The 16,854-nt window shown below is 61.8% G+C and carries 12 protein-coding genes and 1 tRNA gene; 11 read left to right on the top strand and 2 right to left on the bottom strand.

Annotated features, from left to right (window positions below; translation table 11 throughout):
* Nucleotides 1-82: 82 nt before the first annotated feature.
* Nucleotides 83-159: transfer RNA gene (locus ACINK1_RS12600), tRNA-Arg, on the bottom strand.
* Nucleotides 160-294: 135 nt separating this feature from the next.
* Nucleotides 295-1,089, bottom strand: coding sequence for a HugZ family protein (locus ACINK1_RS12595; RefSeq protein ID WP_376802064.1), 795 nt, complete (start codon nt 1,087-1,089; stop codon nt 295-297).
* A 121-nt stretch (nt 1,090-1,210) separates the two neighbouring features.
* On the opposite strand from ACINK1_RS12595, the gene ACINK1_RS12590 reads away from it, so the two are divergent.
* The 11 genes from ACINK1_RS12590 to ACINK1_RS12540 form a co-directional block, all read left to right on the top strand.
* Nucleotides 1,211-1,930, top strand: a complete 720-nt coding sequence (locus ACINK1_RS12590) for a response regulator transcription factor (protein WP_376802063.1) — start codon at nt 1,211-1,213, stop codon at nt 1,928-1,930.
* 106 nt (nt 1,931-2,036) lie between these two features.
* Entirely contained in the window at nt 2,037-3,899 is a 1,863-nt protein-coding gene (locus tag ACINK1_RS12585; RefSeq protein ID WP_376802062.1) for a stimulus-sensing domain-containing protein, read from the top strand.
* A gap of 2 nt (nt 3,900-3,901) precedes the next feature.
* Nucleotides 3,902-4,366: an HPr kinase/phosphorylase gene (locus ACINK1_RS12580; protein ID WP_376802061.1), complete on the top strand. Its 465-nt coding sequence runs from the start codon at nt 3,902-3,904 to the stop codon at nt 4,364-4,366.
* Between the two features lie 100 nt (nt 4,367-4,466).
* Nucleotides 4,467-4,868: a PTS sugar transporter subunit IIA gene (locus tag ACINK1_RS12575; protein ID WP_376802060.1), complete on the top strand. Its 402-nt coding sequence runs from the start codon at nt 4,467-4,469 to the stop codon at nt 4,866-4,868.
* Nucleotides 4,869-4,937: 69 nt separating this feature from the next.
* Nucleotides 4,938-5,231: an HPr family phosphocarrier protein gene (locus ACINK1_RS12570; protein WP_376802059.1), complete on the top strand. Its 294-nt coding sequence runs from the start codon at nt 4,938-4,940 to the stop codon at nt 5,229-5,231.
* Nucleotides 5,232-5,358: 127 nt separating this feature from the next.
* Nucleotides 5,359-6,762, top strand: a complete 1,404-nt coding sequence (gene ahcY / locus ACINK1_RS12565) for an adenosylhomocysteinase (protein WP_376802058.1) — start codon at nt 5,359-5,361, stop codon at nt 6,760-6,762.
* Nucleotides 6,763-7,103: 341 nt separating this feature from the next.
* A complete protein-coding gene (locus tag ACINK1_RS12560) occupies nt 7,104-9,452 on the top strand; it encodes an ATP-binding protein (protein ID WP_376802057.1) in 2,349 nt (782 codons plus the stop codon).
* Nucleotides 9,453-9,464: 12 nt separating this feature from the next.
* On the top strand, nt 9,465-11,006 hold the full coding sequence (tsaE, locus tag ACINK1_RS12555) for a tRNA (adenosine(37)-N6)-threonylcarbamoyltransferase complex ATPase subunit type 1 TsaE (protein ID WP_376802056.1): 1,542 nt from the start codon (nt 9,465-9,467) through the stop codon (nt 11,004-11,006).
* 35 nt (nt 11,007-11,041) lie between these two features.
* Nucleotides 11,042-11,740: a nucleotidyltransferase family protein gene (locus tag ACINK1_RS12550; protein ID WP_376802075.1), complete on the top strand. Its 699-nt coding sequence runs from the start codon at nt 11,042-11,044 to the stop codon at nt 11,738-11,740.
* 14 nt (nt 11,741-11,754) lie between these two features.
* The gene (addB, locus tag ACINK1_RS12545; protein WP_376802055.1) at nt 11,755-14,802 is read left to right on the top strand and encodes a double-strand break repair protein AddB; all 3,048 of its coding nucleotides are present in this window, start codon (nt 11,755-11,757) and stop codon (nt 14,800-14,802) included.
* Nucleotides 14,799-16,854: UvrD-helicase domain-containing protein (locus ACINK1_RS12540; protein ID WP_395760147.1), on the top strand; the 2,056-nt coding region annotated here is incomplete at its 3' end. The genes addB and ACINK1_RS12540, both read left to right, overlap by 4 nt.

Genomic DNA, 16,854 nt, shown 5'->3' with positions numbered 1-16,854 from the left:
GCGACTTCTGAAAAGCTGGTACCTATGTGCTACCTGTGACTTTTCGCCAATGGAAAAATATCACCTAACACATTGACATCATTGGCGCACCCGACAGGATTCGAACCTGTGACCTCTGCCTTCGGAGGGCAGCGCTCTATCCAGCTGAGCTACGGGTGCCTGTCGTCGGTTTAGCTGATCATCTTGTATCGGGCAATGACCACGAGTGAGGTTGGCTGGTGATGAGCCGGCATTGCCACGCCGGGCGTGGCGGATTGCAGTGGTGTCCCGCCAACCAGGCGCCCATCGCCGCGCTCACGGTGCCGGGCTGCGGGCGTTGCCGGCCATCTGTGACACGGCGTCCATCACCTCGTCAGGCGCGTTGAGGCGGCGGGAAAAGGCAAGGCGGCGTCCTTGTCCCCCAAGCGTCAGGTCAAGGCCATCGGCGTCAACCGCGAGAAGGGTGACGTGCTGCGGATCGGCTGACAAAAGGCGGGCGATATCGGCATGCGCGTGGCGCTGCAAATGGGCCAGCACCACTGCCTGTTGCGCCGCGAAGGCGTCGCTGACCGCAGGCTCACACAGCAGATCGCCCGGTGTCAGCATGCGCGCGCGGGCAAAACCGCCATTGAGGTGAGCCGCGTCGATTTCCAGCCGCCACATGGCGAAATCCGGCAGATCGGCATAAAGCGCCGCCTTGGCATGGCGGGCGAGAAAGCGGGGTTTTGCCGTGTCATCGTCATCGCGCAGACAGCGCCCGACAAGGCTCAGGCGCGGATGGGCGAGCGGATCGCCCTTGCCACCGGCCATCAACAGGAGAGAGACGCGCGGATCAGCCTGCAGATTGCGGGTGTGGAGGGAGAGGGCGGAGAGGAAAAAGAGTGGCGCGCCATTCACTGCAGGCGCGCAGGTGACAAGGGTTGCCAGCGGATAGCCGCTTGCAGGATCGAGCGTGGCGAGCGTCCCCTGCCCGCTGGCGCGCAGCAAGCGTCTGGCGACGCCCATCGTGTCGAATGCCGCCCCGTCGACCTCAGGAAGACGGGCGGCGGAGGGAGTGATTGCGCCCAAGGGACGGCGATCCCCCGTACGCCCTTCGTCAGGCTCAGCCATGGCGATATGCAATTTCTTTTTTGATATCAATTGGTTGTAGCGTCTTTGTTATTACTGTCCGCTTTGCCACAATTCGGCCCCTCTTCGTTCTATGGTCTGTCTTTCCTAACACGAGGTGCCGATGCCTACCATTGCCCTGGTCGATGATGACCGTAACATCCTGACATCTGTTTCAATTGCCCTTGAAGCTGAAGGCTATCGTATCTCAACTTATACTGACGGCGTGTCGGCGCTGGAGGGGTTCAAGACCAACCCGCCTGATCTTGCCATTCTTGATATCAAGATGCCACGCATGGACGGCATGGAATTGCTGCGCCGTCTGCGGCAGAAATCGGAGATGCCTGTCATCTTCCTGACCTCCAAGGATGAAGAGATCGACGAATTGTTCGGCCTCAAGATGGGGGCTGATGATTTCATGCGCAAACCCTTCTCCCAGCGCCTGCTGGTTGAGCGGGTGCGGGCGGTTCTGCGCCGCGCCGGTGGCAAGGAGGCGGCGGCGGCCAATGGCGCTGCCACCAAGGCGGGAGATCTGGGGAACAAGGCGCTTGATCGCGGGCATCTGCGCATGGACCCGGAGCGCCACACCTGCACGTGGATGGGCAAGGCCGTGGTTCTGACTGTCACGGAATTCCTGATCCTGCATGCGCTGGCGCAACGTCCGGGCGTCGTTAAAAGCCGCAATGCCCTGATGGATGCGGCCTATGACGATCAGGTCTATGTCGATGACCGCACCATTGACAGCCACATCAAGCGCCTGCGCAAGAAATTCAAGGTGGCGGACGATGATTTCGACATGATCGAGACGCTCTACGGCGTCGGCTACCGCTTCAAGGAAATCTAGGCTCGGGCCCCCGGGGCCGTCGTCACCGGCGCCTGTATGATTGCATCAAGGCACACGCCGGCGGTATCGTCCGGCGAGGAGGCCCGGCAGCGATGTGGCGCGATGCATGCAACAGGAACCCGCGACACGTCTGCGCTATCGCCCGTGCGGGCGATCAGCGAGCGGGCAGACGGTGATGGCAATTCAGACGAGCACGCCACGGCGGCGATGGCTGCACATGGCACGCCTGACATTGGCGCGCGCTTTGCCGGCTCATCTGCCGTTTTTCCGCGCCGTGCTGCTGCGCCTGCGACGAGGCAGGCGTGCCATCGTCGACTATTTCTTTTCATCGCTCAGCCGGCGCATCGTCATCTTGAACCTGGCCGGGCTCGCCGCACTTCTCTTCGGCATCCTTTATCTGAACCAGTTTCGTGCCGGGCTCATCGACGCCCGGGTGCAAAGCCTGCTGACGCAGGGAGAGATCATCGCAGCAGCGATTGCTGGCAACGCGACGGTCGATGACGGGGCGATTGCGCTTAATCCCGGCGCGCTGGTTGGCGGCGACGGCGAGGATAGTCCAGGGGACGGCGAGCGCTTGTCGTTTGGCATCAATCCCGAACAGGTGGCGCCGCTGCTGCGCCGCCTCATCGCGCCAGCGAAATTGCGCGCCAGGGTCTACGATAATGACGGGGCGCTCGTCGTTGATTCGAGTTTCCTGTTCACGCGCGGCGAAGCGATCCGCCCTGATGCCCTGCGCCCCGGCGTCAAGCCAGGCCTGCTTGATCAGGCGTGGCGGTCGTTGCGCGCTGTTTTCGCACGTGACGATCTGCCGCGCTATCGCGAGCTCGGCGCCACTGAGGGCAGAGGATATCCGGAAGTGGTGCTGGCGCTCGCCGGTCGCTCGGCACCGGTGGTGCGCGTCAACGAGCGCGGCGAACTGATCGTCTCGGTTGCCGTTCCCGTGCAGAAGGCACGCAGTGCGATTGGCGCCCTGCTGCTGTCGACGCAAGGGGGGGATATCGATGCCATCATTGATGCCGAACGGCTGGCAATCCTGCGCGTGTTTGCGGTCGCGTGCGCTGTCATGCTGGTGCTGTCGCTGCTGCTGTCGGGGTCGATTGCCGGGCCGGTCCGCCGGCTGGCGGAGGCGGCTGAAAAAGTGCGCGGCCTGTCGAGGGCGCGCGCCGAGATTCCCGATTTCACGGACCGTCAGGACGAGATCGGCCATCTTTCCGGCGCGCTGCGCGACATGACAGCCGCACTCTACGGGCGCATCGAGGCCATCGAGCGCTTTGCAGCCGATGTTGCCCATGAATTGAAAAACCCGCTGACCTCGCTGCGCAGCGCGGTTGAAACCATGCCTCTGGCGCGCACAGATGATCAGCGCCGCCGCCTGCTTCACGTCATCAATCACGATGTGCGCCGTCTCGACCGCCTCATCACCGATATCGCGGATGCCTCGCGGCTTGATGCTGAACTGCAGCGCGAACAGCGCGAGGCGATTGATGTCGGTGGCATCCTGATCGGCATTTGCAGCCATTATAACGACACAGCGCAAACCGATGGGCCGAGCATCCGGCTCACCCTGGAGCGCCATGCCCTGGGAGCCAGAACGTTCATGACCAGCGGCCATGGCGGCAGGCTGGCGCGTGTCTTCACCAATCTGATCGACAATGCGCGCTCCTTTTCTCATCAGGGTGGCGAGATCCGGGTCTCCGCCAAGCGCGAGGGCGGCGTCATCGAGATCACGGTGGATGACGATGGGCCAGGGATTGCGGCTGAACCGATCGAGCGTGTTTTCGAGCGCTTTTATACCGACCGCCCGGAAAGTGCCTTCGGCAATAATTCCGGCCTTGGCCTGTCGATCACCAAACAGATCGTTGAGGCCCATCGCGGGCGGATCATCGCCAGCAATCGCACGGTCAGTGATGGGGACGGCCTGCCGCAGGTTGCGGGCGCGCGTTTCGTCGTTCGTTTGCCGGCCAGCTGACGATGGTGCGTCTGCATGCAACGACGGTGCTGGTTGGACCTGGCGCTCTCTTGATCAGAGGTCCCTCGGGCAGCGGGAAATCCGCGCTGGCGTGGAGCCTGATGACCAGGCCGCCCCTGCGTCCGCATGGCGGGCAGACACTCGTGCGGCTGGTGGCCGATGACCAGACCATCGTCAGGCAGGAAGGCGGCCGCCTGATTGCCTCGCCCTCGCCCCCGCTGGAAGGCCTCATCGAAGTGCGGGGACAGGGTATTTTCCGGGTCGCCCATGAGCCACACGCAGTTGTGAAGGCGGTGATCGAGCTTGGCTCATCGTTGCGTTTACCTGATGAATACCAAGATCATGTCATGATCGAGAACGTTGCACTTCAATGCGTTCATGTCGCGTCCAGGGCCTCTGACCCGGCCTCCCTCGTGCTGGCGGTGCTGGGTCTGTCGGGAACGAGACTTGATCTTGACTGTTTGTAAGCGTGCTGGATAACTTGCGTTGCACTGCAAAAAAGCCCATGTAACTCGCCCGGCCGGTCTGCGGTTGCGGTTGAGTGGCACTCACAGTTAGAGCGAGTCGATGATCGGCCTGGTTCTGGTTACTCACGGGCGGCTTGCCGAAGAATTTCGGTCAGCTCTTGAGCATGTGGTTGGTCCGCAAAAACAAGTTGCGACCATCTGTATCGGCCCCAATGATGACATGGAGCGCCGGCGGCGCGACATTCTCGACGCGTCGATGGGCGTCGACAGTGGCGATGGTGTGGTCATTTTGACCGATCTTTTCGGCGGTACCCCGTCCAATCTTGCCATATCGGTGATGGATGAAGGCGCCTACGAGGTCATTGCCGGCGTCAATCTGCCGATGTTGGTGAAACTGGCCAAAACGCGCCATGACGGGCGGCTGCGTGATGTTGTTGCCTGCGCGGAGGAAGCGGGGCGCAAATACATCCGCTCCGCAAGCCGGGTGCTGGCGGGTAATTAAACACCACCCAACACCTTGCATTCACACTTGATTTCAAGCAGTTTGGCACCCCTTTGTGCAGGTGCCCTGATGCCGGCTGATTTCCCTGACAGCGCGTTGATGCGCGAGCTTCCTATCCTCAACAAGCGCGGTCTCCATGCCCGCGCTTCCGCCAAGCTCGTGCAGCTGGTTGAAGGATTTTCCTCACAAGTCTGGGTCAGTCGTGCGGGCGAAACAGTGGGCGGCACGTCCATCATGGGGCTCATGATGCTGGCGGCAGCGCCGGGGACCACCGTTACCGTCCATTGTGACGGGGCGGATGCGGCAGCCGCGCTTGAGGCTATTTCAGCGCTTATTCTCAATCGCTTCGGCGAAGAGGAATAACCCGCCGGCAAACGCACGGCTGTTCAATATATAAAAATATCTTTATTTCCTATTGCGAACGACGACAAGGCCGGTTATAGGCTCGCACGGACACTAACAACGCCAATTTGTCACGGGAGCTTTCGGCATGGCCGCTCAGGATTACATCGTCAAGGATATCAGCCTCGCGGAATTTGGCCGCAAGGAAATCGCCATTGCTGAGACCGAAATGCCCGGGCTGATGGCGACGCGCGAGGAATACGGTGCAAAAAAGCCGCTCAAGGGCGCGCGCATCGCCGGCTCGCTGCACATGACGATCCAGACGGCGGTTCTTATCGAAACGCTGAAAGTGCTGGGCGCTGATGTCCGCTGGGTGTCGTGCAACATTTATTCCACGCAGGACCACGCAGCTGCCGCAATTGCGGCCGGCGGCACGCCTGTCTTTGCCTACAAGGGCGAAACGCTGGTTGAATACTGGGATTACACGGCCAAGCTTTTTGACTGGCATGGCGGCGGCATGCCCAACATGATCCTTGATGATGGCGGCGATGCCACCATGTTCGTTCATCTTGGCCTGCGGGCGGAAAATGGCGATACTGCCTTCCTCGACAAGCCGGGAACGGAAGAAGAAGAAATCTTCTTTGCGCTGCTGAAGAAGAAACTCATCGAAAAGCCCAAGGGCTGGTTCGCCGAGCTTGCAGCCTCGATCCGCGGCGTCTCGGAAGAAACAACCACGGGCGTCAACCGCCTCTATCAGCTCGCCAGCGCCGGCAAGCTGCTGTTCCCGGCGATCAACGTCAATGACAGCGTCACAAAGTCGAAATTCGACAATCTCTATGGTTGCCGCGAATCGCTTGTTGACGCGATCCGCCGTGGCACTGACGTGATGATGGCTGGCAAGGTCGCCTTCGTTGCCGGCTTCGGCGATGTGGGCAAGGGCTCGGCCGCCTCTCTGCGCCAGGCTGGTTGCCGCGTCATGGTGTCGGAAGTCGATCCGATCTGCGCCTTGCAGGCGGCGATGGAAGGTTATGAAGTGGTGACGATGGAAGATGCAGCGCCGCGCGCCGACATTTTCGTGACCGCCACCGGCAACAAGGACATCATCACGATCGAGCATATGCGGGCGATGAAGGACCGGGCGATTGTCTGCAATATCGGCCATTTCGACAACGAGATTCAGGTTTCTTCGCTCAAGAACTTCAAATGGAACAACATCAAGCCGCAGGTTGACGAGATCGAACTGGCCTCCGGTCGTCGTATCATCCTGCTGTCCGAGGGGCGCCTGGTGAATCTCGGCAATGCCATGGGCCACCCCTCCTTCGTCATGTCGGCGTCGTTCACCAACCAGACGATTGCCCAGATCGAGTTGTGGACCAACCCCGGCCAGTACGACAAGAAGGTCTACACCTTGCCCAAGCGCCTTGATGAGAAGGTCGCCATGCTGCATCTGGAAAAGATCGGCGTGAAGCTCACCACTCTGCGCGCTGATCAGGCCTCCTACATCGGCGTTGGCCAGCAAGGCCCGTTCAAGCCGGATCATTATCGCTACTAAGCGACAGGGCTCACCGACCTTTTTCAGGCCCCGCTTCGGCGGGGCCTTTTGTTTTGACGCACAAATTTCTCGACTTTGATGTGAACAAGATGCGTTCCCGTTTCGGACTCGTAGGCGCGGATGCTCAAATCAGGCATGTTCGACGCGATTCGCTTTTGCGACGGGCCGCGATCAATCACCGGGCTCCCCGCCATGCACAACGCGCGATCAGGGTCGAGCAGATGAGTATTTGCGACAATTTCAAGAGGACAGGTTCTGCCATCACAAGGCTGAGCGTTCTTCTTCCTGTGTCGCTTTTGCTCGGCGCATCAGCGCCTTCCCTATCGCTTGGCCATCCCACTGTGATCACTGCGGTCATTGCCGCTATCCTCTTTGTTTTGCTGTTTTTTGCCGGCCTCTTCACCTGGCGGGGGCACAACCGGCTTACCGGCGCGGACAGCGATCTCCTCCTTCAGCAATCGCGCCAGGCGCAACGCCTCGCGGTGGTCGAGACGGTGATTGGCCAGGACGCCCTGGTGATGGCGGTGTGGGATGAACCGGGAGGCCTGCCGCAATACCTGCGCAACACACTCACGATGAGCGAGACGATCCCCTCGCGCGCCGGCCCGTTCATGATGTTTGACACATGGCTTGACGGGCCGAGCGCGGAGAAGCTGACGGCACATCTCGCGCAGCTGTGGAAGCGCGGTGCCACGTTCAGCGAGACGGTGACCACAAGCAAAGGGGAACGGCTGAACGCGCAGGGGCTTTACACCAGTCACAATGCGATCCTGGTCCTGCGCGCCGTGCCGGTGGCTGAACGCGCCCTGCCATCATCCGACGAAGCGGCGAAAAAGCTGCTCGCTGACCTGCCCCATCCGGCCTGGATCCAGGATGTCAGCGGAGCCATTGTGTGGCGCAATGCAGCCAGCGCAGCCGCACCGCCTTTTCCAAGCGGCACAGATGGGTGGGCGAATATTGGTCCTGAACAGCGCGCAGCCGCGCAGGAGGCATGGCGCGCCGGCAAGCCCTGGCATCAGCGCATCGTGCTGGAGGGCGGCTCCAGCAAGCGCGGCTATGACATATCGCTGCTGCCAATGGGCGGATCAGTTGCAGCGCTCGCCTTCGACATTTCCGACTTTGAAACAGTGCGCGGCGAAATGTCGGCACTGCTGTCGGCGCAGCAGAACGCCTTCAAACATTTGCGCACGGGGATTGCCGTTTTTGGCGCCGATCAGCGGCTGCGTTATGCCAATCCGGCATGGCGTGAATTGTGGGACATCAATGACGCGTTCATTGCGGATAATCCCGAGGACGAAGCTATCCTCGATCATTTGCGGGCGCTGCGCCTTCTGCCCGATGAGCGCGATTTCAATGGCTGGAAAAAGCGCTATCTGACGCGCTCGCGGGAAGGCGCGGTCGACGAGACCTGGTACTTGCCACAAGGCAGGGTGTTGCGGGTTGCAAGCCTGCCGACGCGCGATGGCGGCTATACCATCATCAATGAGAACCTGTCAGAGCTTGAAGAATTGCGGCGGCGCTACGCCACCCATGAGCGGGTGCAACGCCAGACATTCGAGGCCCTCACCGACGCGGTCATTGTGTTTGGTTCCGATGGACGGCTGCAATTGTTCAATCCGGCGTTTGCCAGCATGTGGCGCGTCGACGAGGCCGATACGCTTGATCTCGAAAAGCACCCGCATATCGATGAGCTGATCGCCTGGTTTGCCGTCCTTCATGACGATCCGCCGGTCTGGTCAGGGTTGAAGAACGGCGTCATCGCCATGGGCGAGGACCGCAGCGTCTTCACGACCAGCCTGTCGCGGCGCGACGGCGTGGTGATCGATGTATCAAGCCGCCCCTTACCAGGCGGGGCAACGCTCGTCACCTTTGTTGATCAGACGGCAGCGGTCAGAGTTAAAACTGCCCTGGAGGAACGCAACAAGGCGCTTGTGGATGCCGATCAGTTGAAAAATGACTTTATCCAACACGTGTCCTACGAGTTGCGCTCACCGCTCAACAGCATCATCGGCTTCACCGAAATGCTTGCCGATCCGGTGCTCATGGCAAAAGCGCGCGACACGACACACGACGCAAGCGCCCTGTCGCGGCAAAGCGAATATATCGGCTATATCAGCTCGCAGTCGCACACGCTTCTTGCCATCATTGACGATATCCTCACCCTTGCCTCCATTGATGCCGGGGCTATCGCCCTTGATATCACCCGTGTCGAGCCGCTTGAGGTGATGGCAAGCGCAGCGGGCGCGCTGCGCCAGCGCTGTGCGGAGGCGGGTATTTCACTCAGCGTGGAAGTCAATGGCGACATCGGTGCCTTCAACGCCGATGCGCAGCGGGTGCGTCAGGTCCTCTACAACCTGCTGTCGAATGCCATCGGCTTTTCCACGCGCGGCCAGTCGGTGTCGCTGACAGCCAGCCGCAGTCAGGCACAGGATATCATCTTCGAGGTGGGGGATGATGGCCCTGGCATAGCGCCGGAAGATCAGGCGCATGTCTTTGATCGATTTTCCACCAAGGCCAATGGCACGGACCATCGTGGAGCAGGTCTTGGCCTGTCGATTGTCAAATCCTTCGTCGAACTGCATGGCGGCCACATCACGCTGCAGTCGCAGATAGGCCAGGGAACCCGGGTGCGGTGCACCTTCCCGGAACGGGCGCTCGAGCAGCATCGCCTCGACCAGCGCCCGCAATGATCGGCGGGATTTGTGAACGCATCTCTGACTGTCGCATTACCGGACGAAGAGGCAACGCGCCGGTTTGGCGAGGCGTTGGCGCTTCTTCTCAGGCCAGGTGACTGCCTGACGCTTTCGGGGCCGCTTGGCGCTGGCAAGACGACATTGGCGCGCGCCATTTTGCGGGCCCTTGCCAACGACGAGAGGCTCGAGGTTCCCAGCCCGACATTCACTCTCGTTCAGCCCTATGCCGGCGCGAGCTTCCGCTTTCCCGTGCTGCACAGCGATTTCTATCGCCTGCAATCACCCGATGACGCCGATGAGCTGGGTCTTGATGACGCGCTCGAAAGCAGCGCCGTCCTGGTCGAATGGCCTGAAAAAGGGCCCAGCCGCTATTCTGAAACCGGCTTTGCGCTTCACCTGTCCGGCCTTGATCAGCGCCAGGCGATGGTTCTCGCTCATGGTGACGACAATCGTCGGCGCCTGCAGCGCTTCGCCGATCTCAGGCAGTTTCTGGCGGGGGCGGGACTTGGCGATGCCCACCGCATATTTCTGCAGGGTGATGCATCGCCGCGTGCCTATGAGAGCATCCGGCGCGACGGGCACCAGCGGCTTGTTCTCCTCAATGCCGATGCGCATCCCGATCGCGCGGTCTCGGCCGAACGCAAGGCCTATATGGAGCTTGTGCACCTGGCGCCTAACGAGGACATCGCGCCGGTGGTGGCGATTGCAAGCGAACTCAACCGGCGCGGATTATCAAGTCCCGCCATTCACGCCTTCAGCAGAGCGGCAAAGGCCGTGCTGTTTGAAGATTTCGGCGCAGAATATGTGGTGATTGACGGCGAGCCGGTGGCAGAGCGCTACGAAGTGGCGATCGACGTCTTGCTGGCGATGCATGCGCAGCCATGGCCGGAGCTGGCGCGAGGGCCCGAGGGTGTGTCTCATCGCCTGCCGCGCTATTCGCGACAAGCGCTTGAGGTCGAAGCAGGCCTTTTTCTTCACAAATACCTTGGCGGCCTGATGGGCAGAGAGCCAACACCCATCCAGCGCGCCGGCTTCGCTGCCGCCTGGCGTACACCCTTTGATCAGCTGGAAAGCGCGGCACGGACCTGGACATTGTTTGATTATCATTCACCTAATCTGCACTGGCTGGCGGCCCGCCGGGGCATTGCGCGTATCGGCCTCATCGACACGCAGGATGCGCGCCTTGGCCCCTATGCCTATGATGTTGTGTCGCTTATCCAGGATGCCCGGGTTGATGTCGGCGAGGAGCTTCAGGATAGCCTGCTGGCTCGCTATATTTCCGGGCGCCAGGCACAGGACACCAGCTTCGATGACGCGGGCTTCACAGCCAGTTTTGCTATCTGTGGCGCCCAGCGCGCGACGCGCATCCTCGGCGTCTTTGCCAGGCTTGCAGCGCAGGATGGCAAGCCGGGCTATCTGCGCCATATTCCGCGCATCAGACGTTATCTTGGCCGTTGCTTCCTCCATCCGGCCCTTGCCGATATACGCAGGTGGTTTGAGGAAAACGTCCCGCCATCGCCAGTCACAGGTCCAGGGAGTGGTTCGTCGTGAGTGCCTTTAGCGCGCATGGATTGTCGCCAACCGCCATGGTGCTGGCTGCCGGTCTTGGAACCCGCATGCGCCCGATCACGGCGCATACACCAAAGCCGCTGATCGAGGTCAACGGTCGGGCGATGATCGATCACGTCCTCGACCGCCTCGAGGCCGGCGGAGCAGAACGCACCGTCGTCAATGTTCATTACCTGCCCGATCTCGTCGAAGCCCATCTCAGGCGCCGCCATCACCCGACGATCATCATCTCGGATGAGCGCGACGAGCTTCTTGATTCAGGCGGTGGCGTGCGCAAGGCCTTGTCTCATTTTGCCGGCAAACCTTTCATGATCGCCAACAGCGATACGCTGTGGATCGAAGGGGCGCGCGACAATGTCGGGCGGATGCTGGCGCAGTGGGATGCTGACACGATGGACGCCATGCTGCTGCTGGCAGCCATGGCGACCAGCATCGGCTTCAGCGGCGCCGGCGATTTTTCCATGGACCCGGATGGGCGGCTCAAACGGCGGACGGAGCGGCAGGTGGTACCATTCGCCTATGCCGGTTTTGCTATCCTGAAGCCCGAATTGTTCGACAACACGCCTGAAACGCCGTTTTCACTCAACCGCATTTTTGACAAGGCGCTGGCGCGCGAGCGATTGTTCGGGCTGCGGCTTGACGGCATCTGGATGCATGTGGGTACGCCTGACGCCATTCGCGAGGCGGAAGAGTGCGTGGCGCGCAGCGCCGCCTGAAACGAGGGCATCGATTGAACGGGGCCGGACCCAACGTCTTCTCGATCCCGCCGGGAAAGCGGTTTCTCGCCACCCTTGTCAACGCGCTTCTGAACGGGCGGCTGATTGCCGGTTTTCCTGATCCTGCCGATCCCTTGTCGCTGGCGCGCGCAACACTGCTTCTTCCCACCCGCCGCGCCTGCCGGGCGGTGCTCGACTGCTTTCTCGATATCGGCGGGCCGGCGCTCTTGCTGCCACGCATCCGCGCCATTGGTGATGAGGAGGAAAACGCCGTCGACCTGTCCGCCGCAATTGACGACAGTGCGGTTGATCTACCGCCCGCCATTCCCGGATTGCTCAGGCGCACGACGCTGACGCGCTTTATTCTGGCGTGGGGCAATGCGGCGGGAGAGGCAAAGGGCACGCGCCGCTTGACGGCTGGCGATGCCGCCTTCCTCGCCGGCGAATTGGCGCGGCTGATGGATCTTCTTTCTACCCAGGGCGTGCCGTGGGACAATCTCGATGCTATCCTGCCGCAGGAATTGCAGGAGCACTGGCAGGTTACTCATGATTTCCTGCAAGTGGCGCGGCAGGGCTGGCCGCGTTTTCTGGCAGCCCATGGCAGCATTGATCCGGCACAGCGCCGGCGCCTCGTGATGGAAGCGGAGCTGGCCCGGCTCGGCAACGCTCCCGACCAACCGGTGATTGCTGCCGGCTCAACAGGGTCGATACCAACGACAGCCGAGCTTCTGGCGGCGATTTCCCGCCTGCCCAGGGGCGCGTTGGTTCTTCCCGGCTATGACCGCCATCTGAGCGCACAGCTGTGGGCGAACATCGCCGGCACCAGCAGCGGGCAGAGCGTTGCCAGCCATCCGCAGTCCAGCCTGCACGCGCTTGTCACTCGCTGCCATCTGCCACCGGACGGCGCAGTGGTGCACCTCGATCAGGACCTTGATAACGCCCTTTCGGCACGCGAAGCGCTCTTCAGCCGCGTCATGTGGCCGGCTGAGGCAACAGGGCAGTGGAATCTCTCTCCCCCTGCCCCGGAAGTGATCAGCCTGGCACTCGGCAGCGTTGGCCTGATTGAAGCGGCAAGCGAAGAAGAAGAGGGCCTGGCGATCGCGCTGGCGATGCGCCACGGGCTCGAAACGCCGGGCGCTCACATCGCCCTCATCACGCCCAACCGGGCGCTGGCACGGCGCGTCACTGCCGAGCTGCAACGATTTGATCTGACGGTCGACGATACCGCCGGGACGCCCTTGTCGGAGACCACGCCTGGCGTGCTGGCGCGCCTTGTTGCGGAAACCGCCGCGCAGGACTTCGCCGCTCTGCCGCTCCTCGCCCTTCTCAAGCATCCGATGGTTCGGCTCGGTCTTGCGCGCGAGAAGTTGCTGCATGCCGTATCGCTTCTTGAGCAAGCAGCCCTGCGCGGGCTGCGACCACAGACGGGGATTGCCGGCCTGCGTGCAGCGCTGGCGCTGTGCAACAGCGGCAAGGAGAACGTCCGCCTGACCCCTGGCGACATTACGCTGACCCTTGACCTCGTCGAGCGGCTCGAAATGTTTCTACAGCCATTAGCCACCTGCCTGACGAGCCGCGAGGCCATGGCGATGATCGATGTGGCGGATATGCATCGTGCGGCCCTTGCCCACCTCATCGACGGGACGGCGGAGGACGCCGGCGAAGGCGTTTTGTGGACGTTTTTCGACGAGCTGGCAGATGCGGCCGAAAGCGGGCTTGTCATCGATCCGCGGGAATATGCGGGCGCGGTCGAGACGCTCATGCAGGATCAGCCGGCACGCGCGATAAACGAGGGTCATTCCAGACTGCGCATTTACGGCTTGCTGGAGGCACGGCTGCTGCCAGCTGACCTCGTTATTCTTGGCGGGCTCAACGAGGGCATTTGGCCGGCCACCGCGCGCACCGATGCGTGGCTGTCGCGCGGGATGCGGCTTGCCATGTCGCTGCCAGCGCCCGAACAACGCATCGGCCTTGCCGCTCATGACTTCACCCAGGCGCTGGGCGCGCGCGATGTCATCCTCACCCGCGCGCTGAAGGCTGGAACGGCACCGAGCGTTCCCTCGCGCTGGCTGCAACGTCTGGCGGCGGTGATCGGCGAGAGCCCCTATCAGGTGTTGCGCGAAAAGGGGCAGACCTTCCTTGACCTTGCCGGCATGATCGACGCCGGCCATGGTGAGCCCCGGCCCTGTCCACAGCCAGAACCGCGCCCGCCGCTCGCTGTCAGGCCTCGCGCGCTTTCAGTCACAGAGATCGAGACGCTGATCCGCGACCCTTACGCGATCTATGCCAGGCATGTCCTGAAACTGCGCGCTTTGGAGGATCTCGACAAAACGATTGACGCACGCGAGCGCGGCACGCTCATCCATGCCTGCCTTGAGCGCGTCCAGGAAGGGCTGGCACACGGCGAGCGTGACCGTGCCACCCTTCTGGCGATGGCGGAAAGGGAATTTGCGGCTGAGAGCGCCTGGCCTCAGGTCCGCGCGTTCTGGTGGCCGCGTTTCCTGCGTATTTTCGATTGGTTCCTCATCTTTGATGAGAGACGGCGGATGACCGGCGCCCAGGTGGAGATTGAGGCATCGGGGCGTATCACCTGGCCGGCACCGGCGGGCGTGTTTACGCTGCGCGGTCGCGCCGACCGGCTGGAGATTGGCCCGAGCAGCACGAAACTCATCGATTTCAAGACAGGCGCTGTGCCGACGGGACGTGACATCAAGGACGGGTTTGCCCCGCAGCTGACGCTTGAAGCAGCGATGTTGCAGAACGGCGCATTTGCCGCGACGGCAGGGCAAGGCGCGCCGGTTGACGAATTGCTTTACGTCAAGCTTTCGGGTGGCGATCCCCCTGCCGAGGAAGACGTCGTCAAGGCGGAGAAAGGCGACAGCCTTGCCGACATGATCGATGCGGCATGGACCGGTCTGCATCAGCTGATAGCAGCGTTTGACAAGGCGGACGCTCCTTATCGGGCGCTTGGGCATGCGGCCAAAGCGCCACGCTACAATGATTATCTGCACCTTGCCCGTGTCCGCGAATGGGGCGTTGCAGCCGAAGGCGGCGAGGAATGAGCACAGCGCGCCATATCGTTGATGAGCGCACGCGCGAGAACCAGCGCCGCGCCAGCGATCCCGAGGCCGTCGTTTTCGTCTCCGCCATCGCCGGCTCAGGCAAGACGTATGTGCTGACACAACGCGTGAAGCGCCTGCTTCTCCAGGGGGTGAGACCAGAGCGCATCCTCTGCCTCACCTTCACCAAGGCGGCAGCCGCCAATATGTCGAACCGCCTGCTCTCCGATCTCGGCGACTGGGTTGGCATGGGCGATGAGGCGCTGAGGGCGTCCCTTGGCGCCTTGCAGGATCAGGCGACAGACAAAATATCAGCACGCATGCTGCAGGATGCGCGTGGCCTTTTTGCCAAGGCCATCGAGACACCGGGTGGCCTGAAGATCCAGACCATTCACGCCTTCTGCGACGCGCTCCTCCATCAATTTCCGTTTGAAGCTGGTGTTCCCGCCAATTTTCGTGAACTTGACGGCGCCAGCGAGGCGGAATTCCTCACAGCGGCGGCAGGGCGCGTGATGGAAGCAGCCCTTGCCGAGCCGTCCAGCCTTGTGGGCGCTGCTCTCGGCGACATCACGCTGCTCGCCAATGAGGATCGCTTTACCACCCAGGTCAAAAAGGCCTCCGGCTTCCGCTCGATCATCGACGACATTCTGCCAAACCTTGACGATGCGCCTGCGCTTGCCAAGCGGTTGCGGCGGGTGCTCGACATCGCCGATGACCTCACCATCGAGGCAATAGACGACGCGCTGTTAACACAGGCAGCGCTTGCTCCTGCTGAATGGCCAGCGGCAATCGCCGAAATCCGGGGGCAGGAAAACCAGACCAGCGACAAGGAAAAGTTTTCAGACCGGCTGCAGGCAGCACTTGAGACCGTCGATCGCCGGCAAAAGGCGCGTGCCTACGGAGCTGTTTTTCTGACCGGAGAAGGCAGACCTCGAAGTGCCAGCCGGCTGGTGCCGGCAAAACTACTGAAGGTGGCGCCAGAGCTGTACGCGCTCATGCACAGCGAGCTGACGCGCATCTCGGCACTCATTGCTCAACGCCGGGCGCTGGAGACCTGCCAGATTTCACTGGCGCTCACCATTCTCGCCCGTGCCGTCATCGATGATATCGAACGATCCAAAGCGCGCGAAGCCTTTCTCGGTTTTGATGATCTGATCGCGGCCGCCAACCGCCTGCTCGACGGGCGGGCCGGTGACTGGGTGCGCTGGAAGCTTGACCAGGGCATCGAACACATCCTCATCGACGAAGCGCAGGATACATCGCACGAGCAATGGCAGCTGGTACGCCGGCTAAGCGAAGAGTTCTTTGCTGGCAAGGGCGCCACCGAGAACAAACGCACGCTCTTTGTAGTGGGCGATGACAAGCAGTCGATCTTCTCATTCCAGGGCGCCGCGCCTGCGCTCTTTGACAGTGAACGGCTGCGTATCGCCAGCAAGGCGACACAGGCGGGCCTCGATTTCCGCAATGTTGTCCTCGACCTGTCGTTTCGATCAACCGAACCGGTGCTTGGCGCGGTTGCGACCGTCTTCAGCGATCTGCAGCGGCTGAAAGGCGTCACCAGTGACAGCCAGTTTCCTGACCATCGCTGCGCGCGAGAAGGCGTACCGGGGCGGGTCGATATCTGGCCGCTCGCGCCGCCTCCCGCCGACAGCAACAAGCTCAACGGCTGGGACTATCCCTTTCTGGTGCAGGACGTCGTCGACCCCGAGCAGCATCTTGCCAACCGGCTTGCCCGACATATCGCTTCTGCCATCGGCCATGATCAGGTTGACGACCATGGCCGGCTGCGCCCGCTTGCGGCTGGCGATGTGCTGATCCTGGTGCGTCGACGCAAGGCGTTTTTTGACAAAATGATTCGTGCGCTGAAACAGCAGGGTGTCCCGGTTGCCGGCGCTGATCGGCTGAAGCTTGTCGAACATATCGCGGTCATGGATCTGCTGGCGCTCGGCGATGCCGTGCTGCTGCCGGACGATGATCTGACGTTTGCCTGCCTCCTCAAATCGCCGCTGCTGGGGCTTGATGAGGATGACCTGTTCCGCCTGGCAAACGGGCGCG

It is taken from the genome of Raskinella chloraquaticus (SeqCode), assembly GCF_021731865.1.
Taxonomy (GTDB): domain Bacteria; phylum Pseudomonadota; class Alphaproteobacteria; order Rhizobiales; family UBA4765; genus Raskinella; species Raskinella chloraquaticus.
This window is presented reverse-complemented; position numbering and strand designations above follow the sequence as displayed.

Coding starts and splice junctions, on each gene's coding strand:
- ACINK1_RS12595 (WP_376802064.1), bottom strand. CDS start 1,089: ATGGCTGAGCCTGACGAAGGGCGTACGGGGGATCGCCGTCCCTTGGGC.
- ACINK1_RS12590 (WP_376802063.1), top strand. CDS start 1,211: ATGCCTACCATTGCCCTGGTCGATGATGACCGTAACATCCTGACATCT.
- ACINK1_RS12585 (WP_376802062.1), top strand. CDS start 2,037: ATGCAACAGGAACCCGCGACACGTCTGCGCTATCGCCCGTGCGGGCGA.
- ACINK1_RS12580 (WP_376802061.1), top strand. CDS start 3,902: ATGGTGCGTCTGCATGCAACGACGGTGCTGGTTGGACCTGGCGCTCTC.
- ACINK1_RS12575 (WP_376802060.1), top strand. CDS start 4,467: ATGATCGGCCTGGTTCTGGTTACTCACGGGCGGCTTGCCGAAGAATTT.
- ACINK1_RS12570 (WP_376802059.1), top strand. CDS start 4,938: ATGCCGGCTGATTTCCCTGACAGCGCGTTGATGCGCGAGCTTCCTATC.
- ahcY (WP_376802058.1), top strand. CDS start 5,359: ATGGCCGCTCAGGATTACATCGTCAAGGATATCAGCCTCGCGGAATTT.
- ACINK1_RS12550 (WP_376802075.1), top strand. CDS start 11,042: ATGGTGCTGGCTGCCGGTCTTGGAACCCGCATGCGCCCGATCACGGCG.